The sequence below is a fragment of the Lentzea sp. HUAS TT2 genome (assembly GCF_051853195.1).
Classification (GTDB): Bacteria; Actinomycetota; Actinomycetes; order Mycobacteriales; family Pseudonocardiaceae; genus Lentzea.
Genome location: NZ_CP196667.1, coordinates 7,438,503 through 7,452,942, shown reverse-complemented (window position 1 = coordinate 7,452,942; position 14,440 = coordinate 7,438,503). Strand labels below are relative to the sequence as shown.

Here is a 14,440-nt window from a genome sequence, read left to right as displayed (position 1 = left end):
TTGCTGGACACAAGAGAAGCCGACCTGCCGTACGTCGACCTGCTGTCGCTGATCGGTGAGACCAACCGCTGCCCCGGCGGCAAGCGGACCGTCATGAGCATCGCCCGACGGCTGGGCATCGGCCGTGACACGCGGGTGCTCGAGATCGGGTCGAACACCGGGTTCACGTCGACAGAGCTGGTCAAGATCACCGGATGCACGGCCGTCGGCGTCGACGTGAACCCGGCCGCCGTCGCCCAGTCCGAGATGATGCGCAAGTCCCTCGTGGACAGCATCGGCGACCGGATGCGGTTCCACGTGGCCGATGCCGCGTCGCTGCCGTTCGAGGACGGCAGCTTCGACGTGATCGTCTGCGGTGGCGCGAACACGTTCATCCAGGAACGCGAGGCGGCCTTCCACGAGTACGCCAGGGTGCTGCGGCCGTACGGGTTCGTGTCGATCACCAACCTCTTCTACCGGCGTGAGCCGGACCAGCAGCTGCGGGACGCCCTGAGGGACGTGCTCGGCTTCACCGTGCCCGCGCTCGGCATCAACGAGTGGCTGGAGATCCTGGCTCCGGCGGCGTGGGAGTTGTACGACCTGAAGCGCTCCGAGCTGGCGGTCCGCCCGGACCACGTGCTGGACGCGTACGTGGCCGAGCTGTGCTCACCCGAACGGCTCGGGCACGTCGACGACGAGCAGCGGCGCCAGATCAGCGCGCAGTGGCACCGGGTGATGAGCGTGTTCAACCGCAACAACGCCCACCTCGGGTTCATGGAGCTGACGCTGCGCAAGCAGGAGCCGGGTGACGAGGAGCAGCCGGAGCTGTTCCTGATGCCGGGCGTGTACGACCCGCACTTCGAGAAGGCCTTCGTGGGGATGAACGACCGATGACGGAGCTCTCGGCCACGGCCCCGGCGCGCGGGCACGACTTTCCCGCCCGCGTCGCGGAGCGCCTGCCGTACCTCACCCGTGACGACGCCGGACGCGCGCTTCTGCACGGCCGCGACGCCGGGGAACTGCTGGCGCACCAGGGTTCTCCCCTGCTGGTGCTGCTTCCCGACCGGGCCGCCGACAACGTGCGCAGCGTGCGCACGGCGTTCGGCCGGCGGTTCCCGGACGTCTCGGTGCACTACGCCGTGAAGGCGTGCTACCACGCCGGGATCGTGCTGGCGGCACGGGAAGCCGGTGCCGGGATCGAGGTCATGAGCGGTCTCGAGCTGCAGATCGCGCGGCAGCTCGGTTTCCGGCCGGAGCAGATCGTGCTCAACGGGTTGGGCCGCGACGAGCAGTACGTGGCGGCGAGCATCGGCGTGCCCGAGGCGTTGAACGTGCTGGACACGTGGGAGGACGTCGACTCGCTGGCCCGCGCCGCCCAGGAGGCGCGCGTCGTGGTGAACGTGGCCGTCCGGGTCACGCCGTGGATGCCGTTGGAGATGGACGGCGCGACGCCGCGCGACAGCAAGCTCGGCAACCACGCCGACGGCGAGTCGTTCTGGCGGCTGCTCCGCGCGGTGACCGACAACCCGTGGCTGAACGTCCGCGGGTTGCACGCGCACCAGTTCACCAGGGCGTCGTCGCTCGAGGACTACGGCCACTACCTCGCCGGCTTCGCCGATGTCGTGCTGGAGGCCGACGAGCGCGGGTACCGGTTCGACGTGCTGGACGTCGGCGGTGGTTTCGAGGCCCGGTCCGCACTCGAGGCGCGCGGCGTGCGCATCGACGACTTCGCCGAGGTCGCGGCGGAGAAGCTGGCCGCGGTGCCGTACTCCTTCACGCTCGTCGTCGAACCCGGCCGGTACGTCGCGGCGGACGCCTCGGTCGGGCTGACCAAGGTCCGCGCCCGCAAACCCCGGGACGGCTTCACCTGGCAGATCGTCGACCTGGCGACCAACGTGCTCATCCCGGTGCCGGGCGCCGAGTACTACCCCGTCGTGCTCGAGGAGAACGCCGACGACCACGTCACGATCGCCCGGCTCGGCGACGGAACCTGTGCGCCGTCGACGATGTGCGGCGACGTCGTGGTGCCCGACGTACCCGCCGGCACCGGTCTCGCGGTGCTGGGCTGCGGCGCCTACACCACCGTCTTCAGCCACGTCTGGGGCCCGCGGCCACCGGCCGTCGTGTCGCTCGACGCCGACGGGACCGTCGACGTCGTCGCGGGACCATCGGCGTTCGCGGCGGCCACGAAGGCCGTGTACGGCTACGACCTGGACCTGTCGTGAACGCGGTCCTGCCTCCACCCGACCTGGTCGACTGGGCGCACGCCGAGGTCGGCCCGATCCTGCACGCCACCTCGCTGTCCACTTCGAACAGTCGCGTCTGGAAGGCCTCCTCGGCCTCGGGCGACTGGGTGCTCAAGCACCTCGACGACCGGTCGAGCACGCCGGAGGTCGAGTCGTTCGTGCTGGCACAGCTGCGGGACCGGCCGGACGTCCGGCAGATCAGGGCCCTCATGCCGTGCGCGGACGGGTCGACCTATCTCATCGCCGAGTACGTGACCGGGCGGACGCTCGACGAGTGCCTCGGCACCGCGAAGCCCGCCGCGGCGGCAGGATGGGCCGGCCAGCTCGACGACCTCGTCGAGGCGGTCGCCAGGATTCCGGTGACGGGCTACGGCAAGGTGCGACTCGGGCCGGACGGCCTGTGCGCCGAGAACGACAGCTGGCCGGAGTTCCTCGGGGACTACCTGGAGGGCCAGCGCGTCAAGGCGCCTCGCCTCGCGGGCCTGCGCCACGACCGGCTGCGCCGGGCACTGCGCGCCTTCCACACCGGCCTCGTTGCCGCCGCACCGGTCCCCCGGCTCGTGCCGGCGGACGTGAACCTGCGCAACTTCGTCGCCGGCCCGTCCGGACTGGTGTGCTGCAACATCCCGGTGCTGTGGGCGGGCGACCCGGACGCGGCGCGCGGCGAGGCGCTGCTGCACTGGGCGGGCACGGCCGGTGAGCCGGTGCTGAGGTCGGAGTCCCCGTTGCTGCACTTCTACGCCGCGTTCCACGCGTACGTCATCCTCGCCTACGTCGAGCGCTTCTCCCCCGAGCCGCTCGACCGCGCCACGCCGTGGGGATGCGACACCCCGCTGCTCCAGCTGCTCGACGAGCACCTGCTCGCCGCGGAAGGAGCGTGACCGGATGCCGGTGGCGCGGAAGCCGAAGACGGTGAAGGGGTTCGACGACCGTCACCTGCACGCGCTCAGCCTCGCGTACGGGATGTCCGATGTGGACGCTCTGCTGCCGGTGATCGTGGACGGCACGCACGCCTCGCTGCTGGACGTGCGGACCGAGACCAGTCGCAAGGCGCTGCTCGAGGACGAGCTCGGCACGTGGTTCGTGAAACAGGTCCCGTGGTACGCCGACGACGACGTCGAACTGGCGCGCAAGCACGCGCTGACCCGCCAGCTGGGCCGGACCGGACTGGTGCCGAAGATGCGAACGACGCGCGACGGGATCGGGTGGACCCGGATCGACGGCGCCGCGTTCGAGGTCACCGAGTACCGCCGCGGGTGCCGGTTCGACGGTTCCACCGACCAGGTCCGCGCCGCGGGCGCGGCGCTCGCCACCCTGCACGACTGCCCGGTCGAGCACGACGGCCCGGCCGAGGACTACCGGCAGCTCGTCGCCAAGCACGTGCGGCTGGCCGAGGAGGTCACCGGTGCGAACGCCCCGCGGCGTCTCCTCGCGGTGCTGCGCCGGAACCTGACCGACCAGCTCCCCGACGACGTCTGGCACGCGTTGCCGATGACGTTCGTGCACGGTGACTACAGCCCGTGGAACATCGTCTTCGGCTCCGACGGCGTGATCGCGGTCGTCGACTTCGACAACAGCGACGTCGGTTCCCGTCTGCGCGACCTCGTCGAGGGCGTGCTGACCGCGGCGGGTGTGCGCTACCAGGACGACTCGACGAACTTCGCCCGTCCGTTCCGCTGCGTGCTCGACGAACGGCTGGCGACGGCGTTCCTGAGCGGCTACCTCGGCGCCACCGCTCTCACCGACGCCGAGCTCGCGTGCGTCAACTGGTTCGCGCGCGCCGTCCACACCGAGCTGGTCGCGCTGGCGATCCTGCGCGGCGAGATCGACGACGACTCGGCCGCCGAGGTGGCCGCCTGGCAGGTCGACCTGTCCGCACTCGTGAAGGAAGTGCTCCGGTGAGCCGCGTGGTCCTGGTGGCCGGCGGCAAGGGCGGAGTCGGCCGGACCACGGTGGCGGCGGGACTGGCGTTCGCGCTCGCCCGCGAGCACGAGGTCGGGCTGCTCGACGCCGACCTGTCCAGCCCGAACCTTCCGGTCCTGCTCGGTGCGCACGGCCCACCGCGCGTGCGCGACGGGAAGATCGTCCCAGCGCACGCGTCCGACGGCGCCGCAACGGTTCCACTCATGTCCACGGGTCTGTTCGGCAGACCCGACACCGTCTTCGCGTGGCAGGGCCCGTTGCTCGTCGGCGTGCTCCGGCAGTTCCTCCGCGACGTCGACTGGGGCCGGCTCGACTACCTCGTGGTCGACGTCCCGGCAGGCATCGGGCAGGTGCACGCGGCGCTCCTCGACGCGCTCACCCCGGACGCCGCCGTCGTCGTGACCACGTCCAGCACTCTCGCGCTCGCGGACACGCGCCGCTGCCTGCGCTTCCTCGACGACGTGCTGCCCGTCGCGGCGATCGTCGAGAACTTCGCGGGCGAGGAGACCGATCTCGGGCTCGGTCCTCGGCCGTCGTTCCGGATTCCTGCTGTACCAGGGCATTCGCTGCCGTGGCGCGCGGACGAACGCGCCCGCGGGGAGCTCGACCGCTTGGCAGGCCATCTCGTCTCACGCATCGAACCAGGGAGGACCCATGCTTGACCTAGCGACACTCGTGGCGCCGCACACGATCGAGGACTTCCTCGCCGGCGAGTGGCCGCGCGCCCCGTACATCAGCATCGAGGACGCGGACCGGGTGGCGACGTTCGCCGAGGCCGTTCCGGAGCTCGACTCGGCGGAGAGCCTGCTGTCGAGCTGGCAGGACCGGGTCAGCCTGATGAGCCCCAAGGGCTTCCGCGCGTCCGTCCAGGACGGTCGCACCGCGCTTCCGTTCCTGCGCCAGGGCTTCACCTGCTACCTGCGCAACCTGGAGAACCACATCCCGGTGCTGTCCGACCTGCTGGACTCCGTCGCCGCGCAGCTCGGCGTACCGCGCAAGTACATGATCTGCGAGGTGTTCTGCTCCGAGGGCGAGAGCGGAGTCGCGATGCACAGCGACTACGACCACAACTTCGCACTCCTGCTGCGCGGCGCCAAGAAGTGGACGTTCTCGCACAACACCCACATCCGGCACGCCACGAACACGATCATCGGCGGCGACCGCCCGCAGCGCGACAAGCGCCAGCTGGAGTTCGCGACGAGCCTTCCGCTGCCGGACAAGCAGTCCGACGACGCCCAGGTGGTCACGGTGCGCGGCGGCGGCATGGTGTTCATGCCGCGCGACTGGTGGCACCAGACCGAGGCCATCGGCGAGTGCATGCAGCTGAACGTCGCGGTGAAGGGCCCGATGTGGCTCACCGTGTTCCAGGAGGCGCTGACCGAGACGCTCGTGTCGGACGTCGAGTGGCGCGACATGGCGTACGGCATCGTCGGCGACGAAACGGCCCGCGAGTCCGCGCTGGACGCGTTCACGGAGCTGGTCGGGCGGTTCCGCAAGGAGACGTCCGGCGACAGCGACCGCGAACTGGCCAAGCGGTTGATCGAGGCAGCTGGTTGCGGTGACTGATCGTGTTCTCCGCCACCGCTTCGCCTGCGGGAGCAGCGAGGTCGACGTGCGGACCGATGCGCGGACCGCCGCCGAGCTCGACGGCCTGTGCAGGCCGTTCTTCCGGCGCAGGCCGGTGGACGCGGACAGCCCGCCGGCACCCCTGGTGTGGGCCACCACGCGTCCACCGGCAGGCAACGGCTGGGAACGGCTGGAGTACTCCTCGCAGACCGAGCCCGACCGGGTGCTGCTGGTACACCAGGCGAGACGGGAGATCGCCTTCGTGGCGCCGCCGTCGGCGTGGCGCACGCAGCAGCTCCTGCGCAGCGTGCGCAACCTGGTCCGCTGGCAGGCCTACGAACGCGGCGAGCTCTTCGTGCACGGCGGAATGGTGGCCGTGAACGGCGTCGGCGTCGCGTTCCTCGGCCGGAAGCGGGCGGGCAAGACGTCCAGCATCCTCAGCGCGCTCGTCAACGCCGCGGCAGACTTCGTGTCGAACGACGACCTGGTGCTGGCGTCGACCCCGGACGGCGTGCTGGGGCACGGGTACCCGCGGGCGATCACCATCCGTCTCGACTCGCTGATGGCCGTCACCAGGGACGACCAGCGGCTGCGCTCGCTCGTGCACGACGTCCGACACCCGATCAACCACCACCGCGTGCAGGAGAGCCTGTTCGTGCGGTGCGCGGAGCTGGTCGCGGCGGCGGAAACGTCGCTGCGGCCGCGGCATCCGCTGCACGTCGTGGCGTTCCCCCGGTTCGTCCAGCCGGGCGAGAGCGCCGGCGTGGAGGAGCTCGGCCGCGCCGAGGCCGCGCGGTCGCTGGCCGAGCACACCGAGTCCGAGGCGACCGACCACGATCCCTTCCTCGCCTCGTGGTTCCCCTCGTACGACGAGTCCGCTCGTGCCGCGGTCGTCGACCAACTGCTGGACACGGCCACGTTCGTGCGGGTGCGGCAGGACATGGACGACATGGGTTCGGCGACGGCGGCGCTGCTCGAGGCCGTCGGCGTCGCGGTGCACCGGTGAGCGGCGCGCTGTTCGTCGACCTGGACGGGGTGCTGCGGCGCCGCGATCCCGGCGTGGTGCGGAGCTGCGAGCTCCAGGCGGGACTGCCCGCGGGCAGCATCCTGGCCGCTGCGTTCGAACCCGAGCTGCTGACCAGGGCGGTGACCGGCCGGATCACCCAGAACCAGTGGGAGAACGCCGTCGCCGGTGAACTCTCGCGCCACCACCCGGACGCGGACGTCAGGTCCGCGGTCCAGCGGTGCCTCGGCGACATCGGGCACGTCGACCCGGAGGTGCTCGCCGTCGTGGACGAGGTCCGTCCACACGCGACGGTGTGCCTGGTCAGCAACGCCACCAGCCGGTTGCACGACGACCTGGAGGCGCTCGGGCTCGACGCCCACCTCGACCACGTCGTGTCCTCGGCGGATCTCGGCGTGACGAAGCCGGATCCGCGCGTCCTGGTCGCGGCGGCCCAGCTGTGCGGCGCGCCGCTGGAGCGCTGTCTCGTGGTCGACGACGCCGCCAAGGTCGTCGCCGCTGCCCAGGAGGTCGGCATGACCGGCCACACGTTCACCACCGTCACCGCGCTGCGACAGGCGGTCCAGAGCTGGCTCGGCGCACTGCAATAAAAATGCAATGCCCATGACTAGTGTCCTTAGTCGTGGCAGTTCGAGCCGCCACCGTTTCAAATGAAAGGAAGGGGGTGATTTTAATGCGCAACTACGCCAAGCCGACCCTCCGCAAGGTGAGCATCCGCAAGGCTGTCATCGAGCTCTGAGGCTAGCCTCGAAATGGTGCCAGCACGTCTGCTGGCACCATTTCTCTCTATTTCGGGAAGGAAACCGATGGACAAGCCGAACCAGGCATTCGACGTCCGGTTCAACAACACGCCGGACGGCCCCATCCTCGTGCGCGGTCATGATGCGTTCGAGCTCAACGACGTCGGCCTCGCGATCTGGGAGCGGTGCGACGGCGTGCACTCCCGGCAGGACATCGTCGGGGAGATCCAGGCGCTGTACGACGTCACGGTCGACGAGGCCGAGGCCGACGTCGAGTTCTTCCTCACCGAGCTCGCGAAGGCGCGTCTGCTCGATGAGTAGCAGGCGGCCCTCTTCCGCCACCGCGGCCGGAGCGGTGGCGATCGCGTCCATCGGCGCGATCCCGTTCGTGCGCGAGTACCCGATCGCCGTCGCCGCGCTGGCCTACCTGGCGATCCTGGCCACCGGCCGGACACGCCTGAACTGGCTCGGCAAGGGCCTGGCGGGCAGGTTCGCGCGCCGCTCGGTGCGCGTCGCGGTCTTCTTCGTGCCGCTCCCGTTCGCCGGCTACGTGTCGTGGTCGGGCGGACTGGTCGAGTCGGTCGTCGCGGCGGCGTGCGCGATCGCCCTGCTCTTCCCCGATCGCCGCGACGTCCTGCGCGAGCTGCGTCCGGCACGACTCGCCCTGCGGCCGTACCGCAGCTGGGACGACCCCGTCCGCGACTTCATCGCGTTCGGCGGCGCCGGCGTGGCCCAGGAGTACTTCTACCGCGGCGTGGTGCTCATGGCGCTGGTGCCGCACATCGGCTGGTTCGCCATCGTGCCGGCGGCGGCGATGTTCGTCTTCGAGCACGTCGCGCAGAGTGGCAGGATTCATTTCGACCGCCGGGACCTGATCAACCACGCGATCATCAGCGTTGTTTTCGGCGCTTTGACGATTCACGCGGGTTCGGTCCTGCCCGCCGTGGTCGGCCACACGGTCTACAACCTGCCGAACGTGATTCAAATCTTCGTGCGGGTGCACACCCAACGTTCTGATCGGAGAGTTTCGCCATGACTGCTGACCTGGGAAGGCCGGAACTGACCGGCGACGTGTGGGCGAAGCGGATCGCGGTCGGCAAGCGGATCGTCGAGCGATACCCGGCGACCAGGATCAGCTTTCTCAGCGGGTCCTTCCTCGACGGTTTCGCCACGCCCACGTCGGACCTGGACATCTTCGTGCTGGTCGACGACGGCGCGGACGTGGCCAGTGCGGGATCGGCCAGCTTCGACGCCGGCGGACGCCGCATCGACATCGACTACGCGGACGACGTCACGATCGACACCGAGGTGTGGCCGGTCGGGTCGGTCGCCGCGATCGCGACCGAGCTGGAGAAGATCGACCTCGAGAACTGGAACGCCGCGGGCGCCATCGAGAGCATCAAGCTGACCGTGGCCCACCGCCTGCGGATCGGTGAACCGCTGACCGGCCTGGACGAGTTCGCCGCGCTGCGCGACACGTTCGACTGGGCGCGGCTCGCGACCGTCATCAGAAACCGTTGCCTCGCCCTGTACAACAGCCTGGCGGACGACGCGATCGGCGCGATCAAGTCGGGCGACGGCATGACCGCGGTCCTGATGTCACGCGACGCGCTCGGTGCCGCGGCGGACGCGCTCACGGCGGCGTACGGCCACACCAACGCGAAGTCGAAGTGGCGCTGGCGCAAGTTCGACGTACTGGGCATCAGCGAGCACGCCGCGGCCTACCGGCGCGCCGAGTCCCTCGCCGGCGAGACGGACGCGGAGATGCTCGCCGGCAGCAAGGCACGCCTGCGGCTGGCGTCGGAGTTCGCGGTCAAGGCGAGCGCCCGGCGATGACGCGGGCGGCGGTGCGCAAGGGGCCGGGCCGGCAACGCCTGTTCTGGTTCGGCCGCGGCGTCTCGTTCTTCGGCAGCGAGTTCTCCGTCATGGGGATCCCGCTCTACTGCGTCGTCGTGCTCGGCGCGGGACCTGCCGAGATGGGTCTGCTCGTCGCCTGCGCCGGACTGCCCGCGCTGCTGGGACCGTTCGTGGCGGGCCCCGCGGTCGACCTGTTCGACCGCAGGCGCCTGCTCGTGGTCACCGACCTCGTGCGTTTCGCCGCCCTGGTGAGCATCCTGCCGTTGCACCTGGCGGGTCTGGTCAACCTGCAAGTCCTGTTAGGACTCCAGGTGGTGCTGGGCGCGGCCGCGACGCTGTACGACACCGCGCTGTTCGCGTTCCTGCCTTCGTACTTCCCGAAGGACCAGCTAGCGATGGCGAACGGCCGTTCCTCCGCCCTGCACAGCGCGGCCCAGCTGGCGGGTCCGAGCCTCGCGGGCACTCTCGTCCAGGCCGTCGGCAGCGTCGCGGCGATCGTCGTCGACGGCGTCTCGTTCCTGGTGTCGGCCCTGACCATCGGCCGCAGCACCGCCGAGGTGACCTCGCCTCCGCGATCGTCACGCGGCTACAGGGCGTTCCTGGCCGACGGCTTCAAGGCGCTGCGGGACACCCCGCCGGTGCTGCTGCTCGGCTTCTCCAGCTGCCTGTTCAACCTCTCCGCGGGAGCCTCCCAGGCGGTGATCGTCTACTACGCGATCAAGGTGCTGGGCTTCCCGGCGTTGCTGCTGGGCCTGGCCACCTCCGCCGGTCTGGCAGGCGGCTTCGTGACAGGCCTGTTCGCGCAACGGCTCTCGAACTTCTTCGGCCTGCGCACCATGGTCTGCGGCGGAATCCTCCTGGCGAGCGTGGCGGAGTTCGCCATCGCGGCGGCACCGAGCGACCGATGGACTGCCTTCACCGTCATCGCACTGGCGCAGTCCGTCGCCACGTCGGGCGCCGTCGCCTACATGACCGCCAACGCGACCCTGCGCCAGCACCTGGTGCCGGAACACGTGCGCGGCAGGGTGTTCGCCACGCTCCGCCTGCTGACGAAGGGCGCCGTGCCGCTCGGCGCCGCGGCGGGCGGCCTGCTGGCGGTCGCGATGTCACCTCGCCTGGCGATCGCGGCGGCGGGGATCGGTCAACTGGTGGCGGCGCTGTGGCTGTTGTCCCGCCGCCGGATCCTCCCTCGCCGCATCGACTCGGACGGCTGAGGTTCTCACCGCCTCCCCGATGCGAGCATCGTGCGGGCACGCAGGGCGTGCGCATCCAGCGGGAGCGGAACCGTCGCGGTGATCTCGAAGCCCGCGTCGGCCAGCAAGGCGCGGTAGTGGGGACTCGGTGCGTTCGTGGCCGCAGACGTCGCAGAGCATGTGGCATGGCCCAGGGAACCGCCAGCGAGTCGGTGTCGACGTTCTCCCGAGCACGTGGTGAGGGTGGTGCGGCACTGCTCGTCGTCCCAGTCGTGCAGGACGCGGGACAGCAGGTACACGTCACCCGTCGCGGGAACGGACTCGGTGAAGTCACCGGGAACCTGTGGGACTCTGTCGCCCAATTCAGGAAGTGCTGGTCGTGGGTGTTTCGTGACCGTCGGTCCACAGCAGCCCGAGCACGTCGCCCGCGATCACCGTCCAACCCGGCTGTTCGAACTGCGCCACACGTCACCAGCGACTCCGCCGAGACGGTCCAGTCGACCGGTCACCGAGGATCACCTCATCCAGGGCGTCGCGGCCTCCGCCTGCAGCGTGTCGCACCGCAGCAGCAACGCCGGCAGACCGGCGTGGCCGGCGGCCTGGTGGGATGAGCCTTACCGGTTGCTGCGCGTGTTCACCTGACCAACCTCCCCCGGACATCACATCTAGTGGCGCGAGAGAGCGCCGGCGACGGGCATCCCGGTTGGTGAACTCGAACGTCTGCCGGTTCAATGACCCCTGGAACACGCACCGCCGACGACGGACGAGGCCGCACTGTGGACGGACGGGCCGCCCGATGGGCGGGGCAACGCGAGACCCGGCGCGCCGAAGTCGTGGCGGCCGCTCTGCTCGCCATCGCCGAGCACGGACCGCAGGTGTCGACCGAACAGATCACCGAACGCGCCGCCATCGCCCGTCCGACTCTCTACCGGCACTTCTCCGACGCGGAGGACCTCTACGACACGGTCGCCCGCAGGATCGGTGACCTCCTGGTCGATGAACTGGCTCCGACCATGGTCAACCCTCACGGCAGTGCGCGCGAGATCATCTCCCGCATCGTGCGCACGTATGTGGCGTGGTTCGCCCAGAACGACCGCCTGTACCAGTACCTGGTCTCCAGGTCGTTGAACACTCAGACGGGTGAACAGCAGCCCGCCACGACCGTGCGCCTGCAGATCGGCGACCGGCTGCGCGAGTTGCTCGCGGCCTACATCGCACTGCTCGGTGGTGATCCGCGCATTGCCGACCCGCTGGCGTTCGGACTGATCGGAATGGTGGAGACGTCAGCGGTGCGCTGGGTGACGTCGTCCGAGCAACTGCTCGACCGGGACGAACTGGTCTCCCACCTGACCGGATGGGTGTGGGGCTCGCTCGACGTGGCGCTGCGCGCGATCGGAGTGCAGCTGGACCCGGACATGCCACTGCCTCAGATCCCCGCTCGCGAGCTCTGAACACACCGCTCAGCGACACGGGGCCGAGCGAGAGATGCAATCGCTCGAGCCCGGACGCATTACTGCTACAGTCATGTAGCCCTTACTTGGCGATTGACCCTCGCGGCTTAGCCATGACCGAACCGAACGGCCTAACGATGAGCGAGCCGAACAACCAGCAGTGGCTGGACGACGCAGCAAAACAGGCAAGAGACCGCATAGCCTCCCTGCACGAGGAGGGCCTGGAATCGCTTCACTCGATGCGGCTTCCGGATCACGCCCCCGAGCCTCGAACGCCGCCGCCCTCGCCGGCGTCCACCGCACACGCCCAAGAGGCACCGGACGTGCACTGGTTCGGCGGTAATCTGTGACATCGTTCTACGCACCCGGCCCGGTGTACCGGGTTCTGGCAGCGGACGCGACACCCGTGTTCCGCGAAGGCCTGCGAACGGCCGTGCAGCGCACGATCGGTTTGGAATGGGCCGGCGGCACGGATCATCCTGACGTCATCCGCGACAGCGTGCGCACCGCTCACCCGCACGTCGTCCTGCTGGACAGTGCGATCGACCCGCACAGCCGGCTGGCCGAGGAACTCATCACGACCATTCCGAGACTGAGGGTGGCAGTGCTCTTCCGCGAGCGCGACCACACTCCCGCCTCCGTGCGCGTCGCCCGCGCGGCCGGTGCGCAGTGTCTGCTGAGCAGGGACACCGACGCCTCGGCCATGTTCCGCGCGATCCTCCGCACGCCGCTGTCCGGTCACTACGTCGATCCCGCGCTCGCCCCGTCCCTCACCGTCCCGAGTCACCGCCCGGAGCGCTGGAGCCGTGACGTGCTCACCTCACGGCAGCGGCAGACCCTGGCCCTGGTCGCCGAAGGAAAGGCCGATGCGGACATCGCGCACAGCCTGAACGTCGCGGTGACCACCGTCCGAACGCACGTCCGGCAAGTCAGGCGCCGCCTCGGTGCCCTCGACCGCGCACACGCGGTCGCGCTCGCGTACCACGTGGGGATCCTCCCCCTGCACCATCGACCGACCTGCGTGGGGCCGGAACTCGGCCCCACGGCCTGACCTCCGCCTGGGCCGATCGGTCAACACCTGAGCACCGGGCACGCGAGCGCCGCTCATCACCTGCAGCAGCTCGACCAACCGTCCCGGACGCGCCAAGACCCTCTGCGTCCACTGACATGGAGCGCACGCGGAAACCGCTGTCGTGAAAGCACTCCACGACAGGTACGAACGTATTTCCCGGCACGCACAGGGTCACCATGGAGACTGTGTTCGTGCTTGCACGGGGTGCCGTGCGGGCGTCCGCTGATTCCGCAGGCGTGTCATGGAGTCGTCGCGTACTACTCGTCGCTGTCACTGAATCCGCTGCTCCCCTCGTCTTCCTGGGTCCTGCGTTCGGATGCGGCGTTGATCAAGGCAGCGAACTTCTTCAGGTGTTCGACGGACTCGGCGTCAGTCATCTCGGCCAGCGTGCGCGTGCCGAGATGCTTGATCGCTTCTGTCATCTCCAACTGTTGTGCTGGTTGACGCGTTCCGCCATACGGATCTTCGTTCATCTTGGCTTCGGCCACGGCCGTGCGGAGGGACCCGATGTCCAGAGTCAGGTAGCGAGCCGGAACAGGCGAGAACGAAATGGCGGTGTCGCCGACCTTCGTCGAGTTTCCCAGCAGTACCGCTTGGCTGTCGCGCAGGTAGGCGTCGCGGAACGCCTCGGGCACCACGATGCGGAGATTCAAGACCGGCGGTGAACCCTCCTCCTGCATGGACTCCCCGACGACGGTGGTCGTCCCCAACCAGGTGGCCGCGCCCAGCAGGGAATCTCGCTTGGCGTACTCCTGGTTTCCCGACGAGAGCCCCAGTCTCACTCGGCTGGCACTGCCTTCCAGGCCGCTCTTCGCGATGCTTTGGACGTGTTTCACAGGTACGAGCTTGAAGTATTCGAGAGGCAGCTGATAAGTCGATTCCGGAACCTCGCTCACGACGTCCACCGAATCCCGGTTGCCTGGCCTGAACCTGCGCCACTTCTGGGCCGTCACGAACTCGCGGTACCCGGTCACGGATCCGTCGGTCCGGTCAAGAACCCACTTCCGCCCGGCAACGCCCTCGCGGAGCACCGTGTACTCGTGCTGCTCGCCCCATTCGAACGGCTTGCCGGTGTCGGCCCTCCCGACGAAGTTCTCGAGCTCCGTCACGTCCACTTCGCTCGCCTCGTCCTTCCCGCGGACGAGTTTCAGACGGTTCAAGGCGCTGTCGTACGTCGCCACCGTGTGCTCGGTCGCAAGCGCAAGAACCGTGGTCGGCAACAGTCCCTGCCGTTTCGTCATCAGTTCGGTTCCGGCTTGGGAGCCTGCGATCGAGTTCGCCCGGCGTCGCACCGGATTCCCGGTTCCGTCCTCCGCCGTGCTCGTCTCCGACCTCGACGCACGACGGGTCGAGCGCATCGACGCCGAGCGGGTTCTTCCGGGCATGGCT

General features: G+C 69.4%; 16 protein-coding genes. 14 read left to right on the top strand and 2 right to left on the bottom strand.

What is annotated here, in order from left to right; all coding sequences use genetic code 11:
* The 12 genes from ACSHWB_RS35310 to ACSHWB_RS35255 all read left to right on the top strand — a co-directional run bounded on the left by ACSHWB_RS35310 (window position 1) and on the right by ACSHWB_RS35255 (window position 10,549).
* Complete coding sequence (locus tag ACSHWB_RS35310) at window positions 1-873, top strand: class I SAM-dependent methyltransferase (protein ID WP_439657634.1); 873 nt, start codon at window positions 1-3, stop codon at window positions 871-873.
* Entirely contained in the window at window positions 870-2,204 is a 1,335-nt protein-coding gene (locus ACSHWB_RS35305; protein WP_439657633.1) for a diaminopimelate decarboxylase family protein, read from the top strand. Before ACSHWB_RS35310 ends, ACSHWB_RS35305 begins: the two co-directional genes overlap by 4 nt.
* The gene (locus tag ACSHWB_RS35300) at window positions 2,201-3,106 is read left to right on the top strand and encodes a hypothetical protein (protein WP_439657632.1); all 906 of its coding nucleotides are present in this window, start codon (window positions 2,201-2,203) and stop codon (window positions 3,104-3,106) included. The genes ACSHWB_RS35305 and ACSHWB_RS35300 overlap by 4 nt, the downstream gene beginning before the upstream one ends.
* Window positions 3,107-3,110: 4 nt before the next feature.
* Window positions 3,111-4,127 carry a phosphotransferase enzyme family protein gene (locus ACSHWB_RS35295; RefSeq protein ID WP_439657631.1) on the top strand — a complete coding sequence of 339 codons (1,017 nt, stop codon included), beginning with the start codon at window positions 3,111-3,113 and terminating at the stop codon, window positions 4,125-4,127.
* Window positions 4,124-4,810, top strand: a complete 687-nt coding sequence (locus ACSHWB_RS35290; RefSeq protein WP_439657630.1) for a P-loop NTPase — start codon at window positions 4,124-4,126, stop codon at window positions 4,808-4,810. Before ACSHWB_RS35295 ends, ACSHWB_RS35290 begins: the two co-directional genes overlap by 4 nt.
* The gene (locus ACSHWB_RS35285) at window positions 4,803-5,714 is read left to right on the top strand and encodes a cupin-like domain-containing protein (protein ID WP_439657629.1); all 912 of its coding nucleotides are present in this window, start codon (window positions 4,803-4,805) and stop codon (window positions 5,712-5,714) included. The genes ACSHWB_RS35290 and ACSHWB_RS35285 overlap by 8 nt, the downstream gene beginning before the upstream one ends.
* Window positions 5,707-6,720, top strand: a complete 1,014-nt coding sequence (locus ACSHWB_RS35280) for a hypothetical protein (RefSeq protein WP_439657628.1) — start codon at window positions 5,707-5,709, stop codon at window positions 6,718-6,720. The genes ACSHWB_RS35285 and ACSHWB_RS35280 overlap by 8 nt, the downstream gene beginning before the upstream one ends.
* Window positions 6,717-7,328: an HAD family hydrolase gene (locus ACSHWB_RS35275; protein WP_439657627.1), complete on the top strand. Its 612-nt coding sequence runs from the start codon at window positions 6,717-6,719 to the stop codon at window positions 7,326-7,328. Before ACSHWB_RS35280 ends, ACSHWB_RS35275 begins: the two co-directional genes overlap by 4 nt.
* Window positions 7,329-7,544: 216 nt before the next feature.
* Entirely contained in the window at window positions 7,545-7,799 is a 255-nt protein-coding gene (locus ACSHWB_RS35270; RefSeq protein ID WP_439657626.1) for a PqqD family protein, read from the top strand.
* Window positions 7,792-8,514: a lysostaphin resistance A-like protein gene (locus ACSHWB_RS35265; protein WP_439657625.1), complete on the top strand. Its 723-nt coding sequence runs from the start codon at window positions 7,792-7,794 to the stop codon at window positions 8,512-8,514. Before ACSHWB_RS35270 ends, ACSHWB_RS35265 begins: the two co-directional genes overlap by 8 nt.
* On the top strand, window positions 8,511-9,314 hold the full coding sequence (locus ACSHWB_RS35260; RefSeq protein ID WP_439657624.1) for a nucleotidyltransferase domain-containing protein: 804 nt from the start codon (window positions 8,511-8,513) through the stop codon (window positions 9,312-9,314). The genes ACSHWB_RS35265 and ACSHWB_RS35260 overlap by 4 nt, the downstream gene beginning before the upstream one ends.
* The gene (locus ACSHWB_RS35255; protein WP_439657623.1) at window positions 9,311-10,549 is read left to right on the top strand and encodes an MFS transporter; all 1,239 of its coding nucleotides are present in this window, start codon (window positions 9,311-9,313) and stop codon (window positions 10,547-10,549) included. The genes ACSHWB_RS35260 and ACSHWB_RS35255 overlap by 4 nt, the downstream gene beginning before the upstream one ends.
* 5 nt (window positions 10,550-10,554) lie before the next feature.
* Here ACSHWB_RS35255 and ACSHWB_RS35250 read toward each other — a convergent pair whose 3' ends face one another.
* The gene (locus ACSHWB_RS35250) at window positions 10,555-10,890 is read right to left on the bottom strand and encodes a methyltransferase (RefSeq protein WP_439657622.1); all 336 of its coding nucleotides are present in this window, start codon (window positions 10,888-10,890) and stop codon (window positions 10,555-10,557) included.
* 369 nt (window positions 10,891-11,259) lie between these two features.
* Between ACSHWB_RS35250 and ACSHWB_RS35245 the strand changes: the two genes are divergently transcribed.
* The gene (locus tag ACSHWB_RS35245) at window positions 11,260-11,979 is read left to right on the top strand and encodes a TetR/AcrR family transcriptional regulator (RefSeq protein ID WP_439657621.1); all 720 of its coding nucleotides are present in this window, start codon (window positions 11,260-11,262) and stop codon (window positions 11,977-11,979) included.
* 346 nt (window positions 11,980-12,325) lie between these two features.
* The gene (locus tag ACSHWB_RS35240; RefSeq protein ID WP_439657620.1) at window positions 12,326-13,030 is read left to right on the top strand and encodes a response regulator transcription factor; all 705 of its coding nucleotides are present in this window, start codon (window positions 12,326-12,328) and stop codon (window positions 13,028-13,030) included.
* A 278-nt stretch (window positions 13,031-13,308) separates the two neighbouring features.
* Here the strand turns inward: ACSHWB_RS35240 and ACSHWB_RS35235 are convergent, their stop codons facing one another.
* On the bottom strand, window positions 13,309-14,436 hold the full coding sequence (locus ACSHWB_RS35235) for a hypothetical protein (RefSeq protein WP_439657619.1): 1,128 nt from the start codon (window positions 14,434-14,436) through the stop codon (window positions 13,309-13,311).
* Between the last annotated feature and the right edge of the window lie 4 nt (window positions 14,437-14,440).

Excerpts from the sequence above, each read along its gene's own strand:
- ACSHWB_RS35305 (WP_439657633.1), top strand. The coding sequence starts at position 870 with ATGACGGAGCTCTCGGCCACGGCCCCGGCGCGCGGGCACGACTTTCCC.
- ACSHWB_RS35295 (WP_439657631.1), top strand. The coding sequence starts at position 3,111 with ATGCCGGTGGCGCGGAAGCCGAAGACGGTGAAGGGGTTCGACGACCGT.
- ACSHWB_RS35285 (WP_439657629.1), top strand. The coding sequence starts at position 4,803 with ATGCTTGACCTAGCGACACTCGTGGCGCCGCACACGATCGAGGACTTC.
- ACSHWB_RS35270 (WP_439657626.1), top strand. The coding sequence starts at position 7,545 with ATGGACAAGCCGAACCAGGCATTCGACGTCCGGTTCAACAACACGCCG.
- ACSHWB_RS35265 (WP_439657625.1), top strand. The coding sequence starts at position 7,792 with ATGAGTAGCAGGCGGCCCTCTTCCGCCACCGCGGCCGGAGCGGTGGCG.
- ACSHWB_RS35260 (WP_439657624.1), top strand. The coding sequence starts at position 8,511 with ATGACTGCTGACCTGGGAAGGCCGGAACTGACCGGCGACGTGTGGGCG.
- ACSHWB_RS35255 (WP_439657623.1), top strand. The coding sequence starts at position 9,311 with ATGACGCGGGCGGCGGTGCGCAAGGGGCCGGGCCGGCAACGCCTGTTC.
- ACSHWB_RS35245 (WP_439657621.1), top strand. The coding sequence starts at position 11,260 with ATGACCCCTGGAACACGCACCGCCGACGACGGACGAGGCCGCACTGTG.
- ACSHWB_RS35235 (WP_439657619.1), bottom strand. The coding sequence starts at position 14,436 with ATGCCCGGAAGAACCCGCTCGGCGTCGATGCGCTCGACCCGTCGTGCG.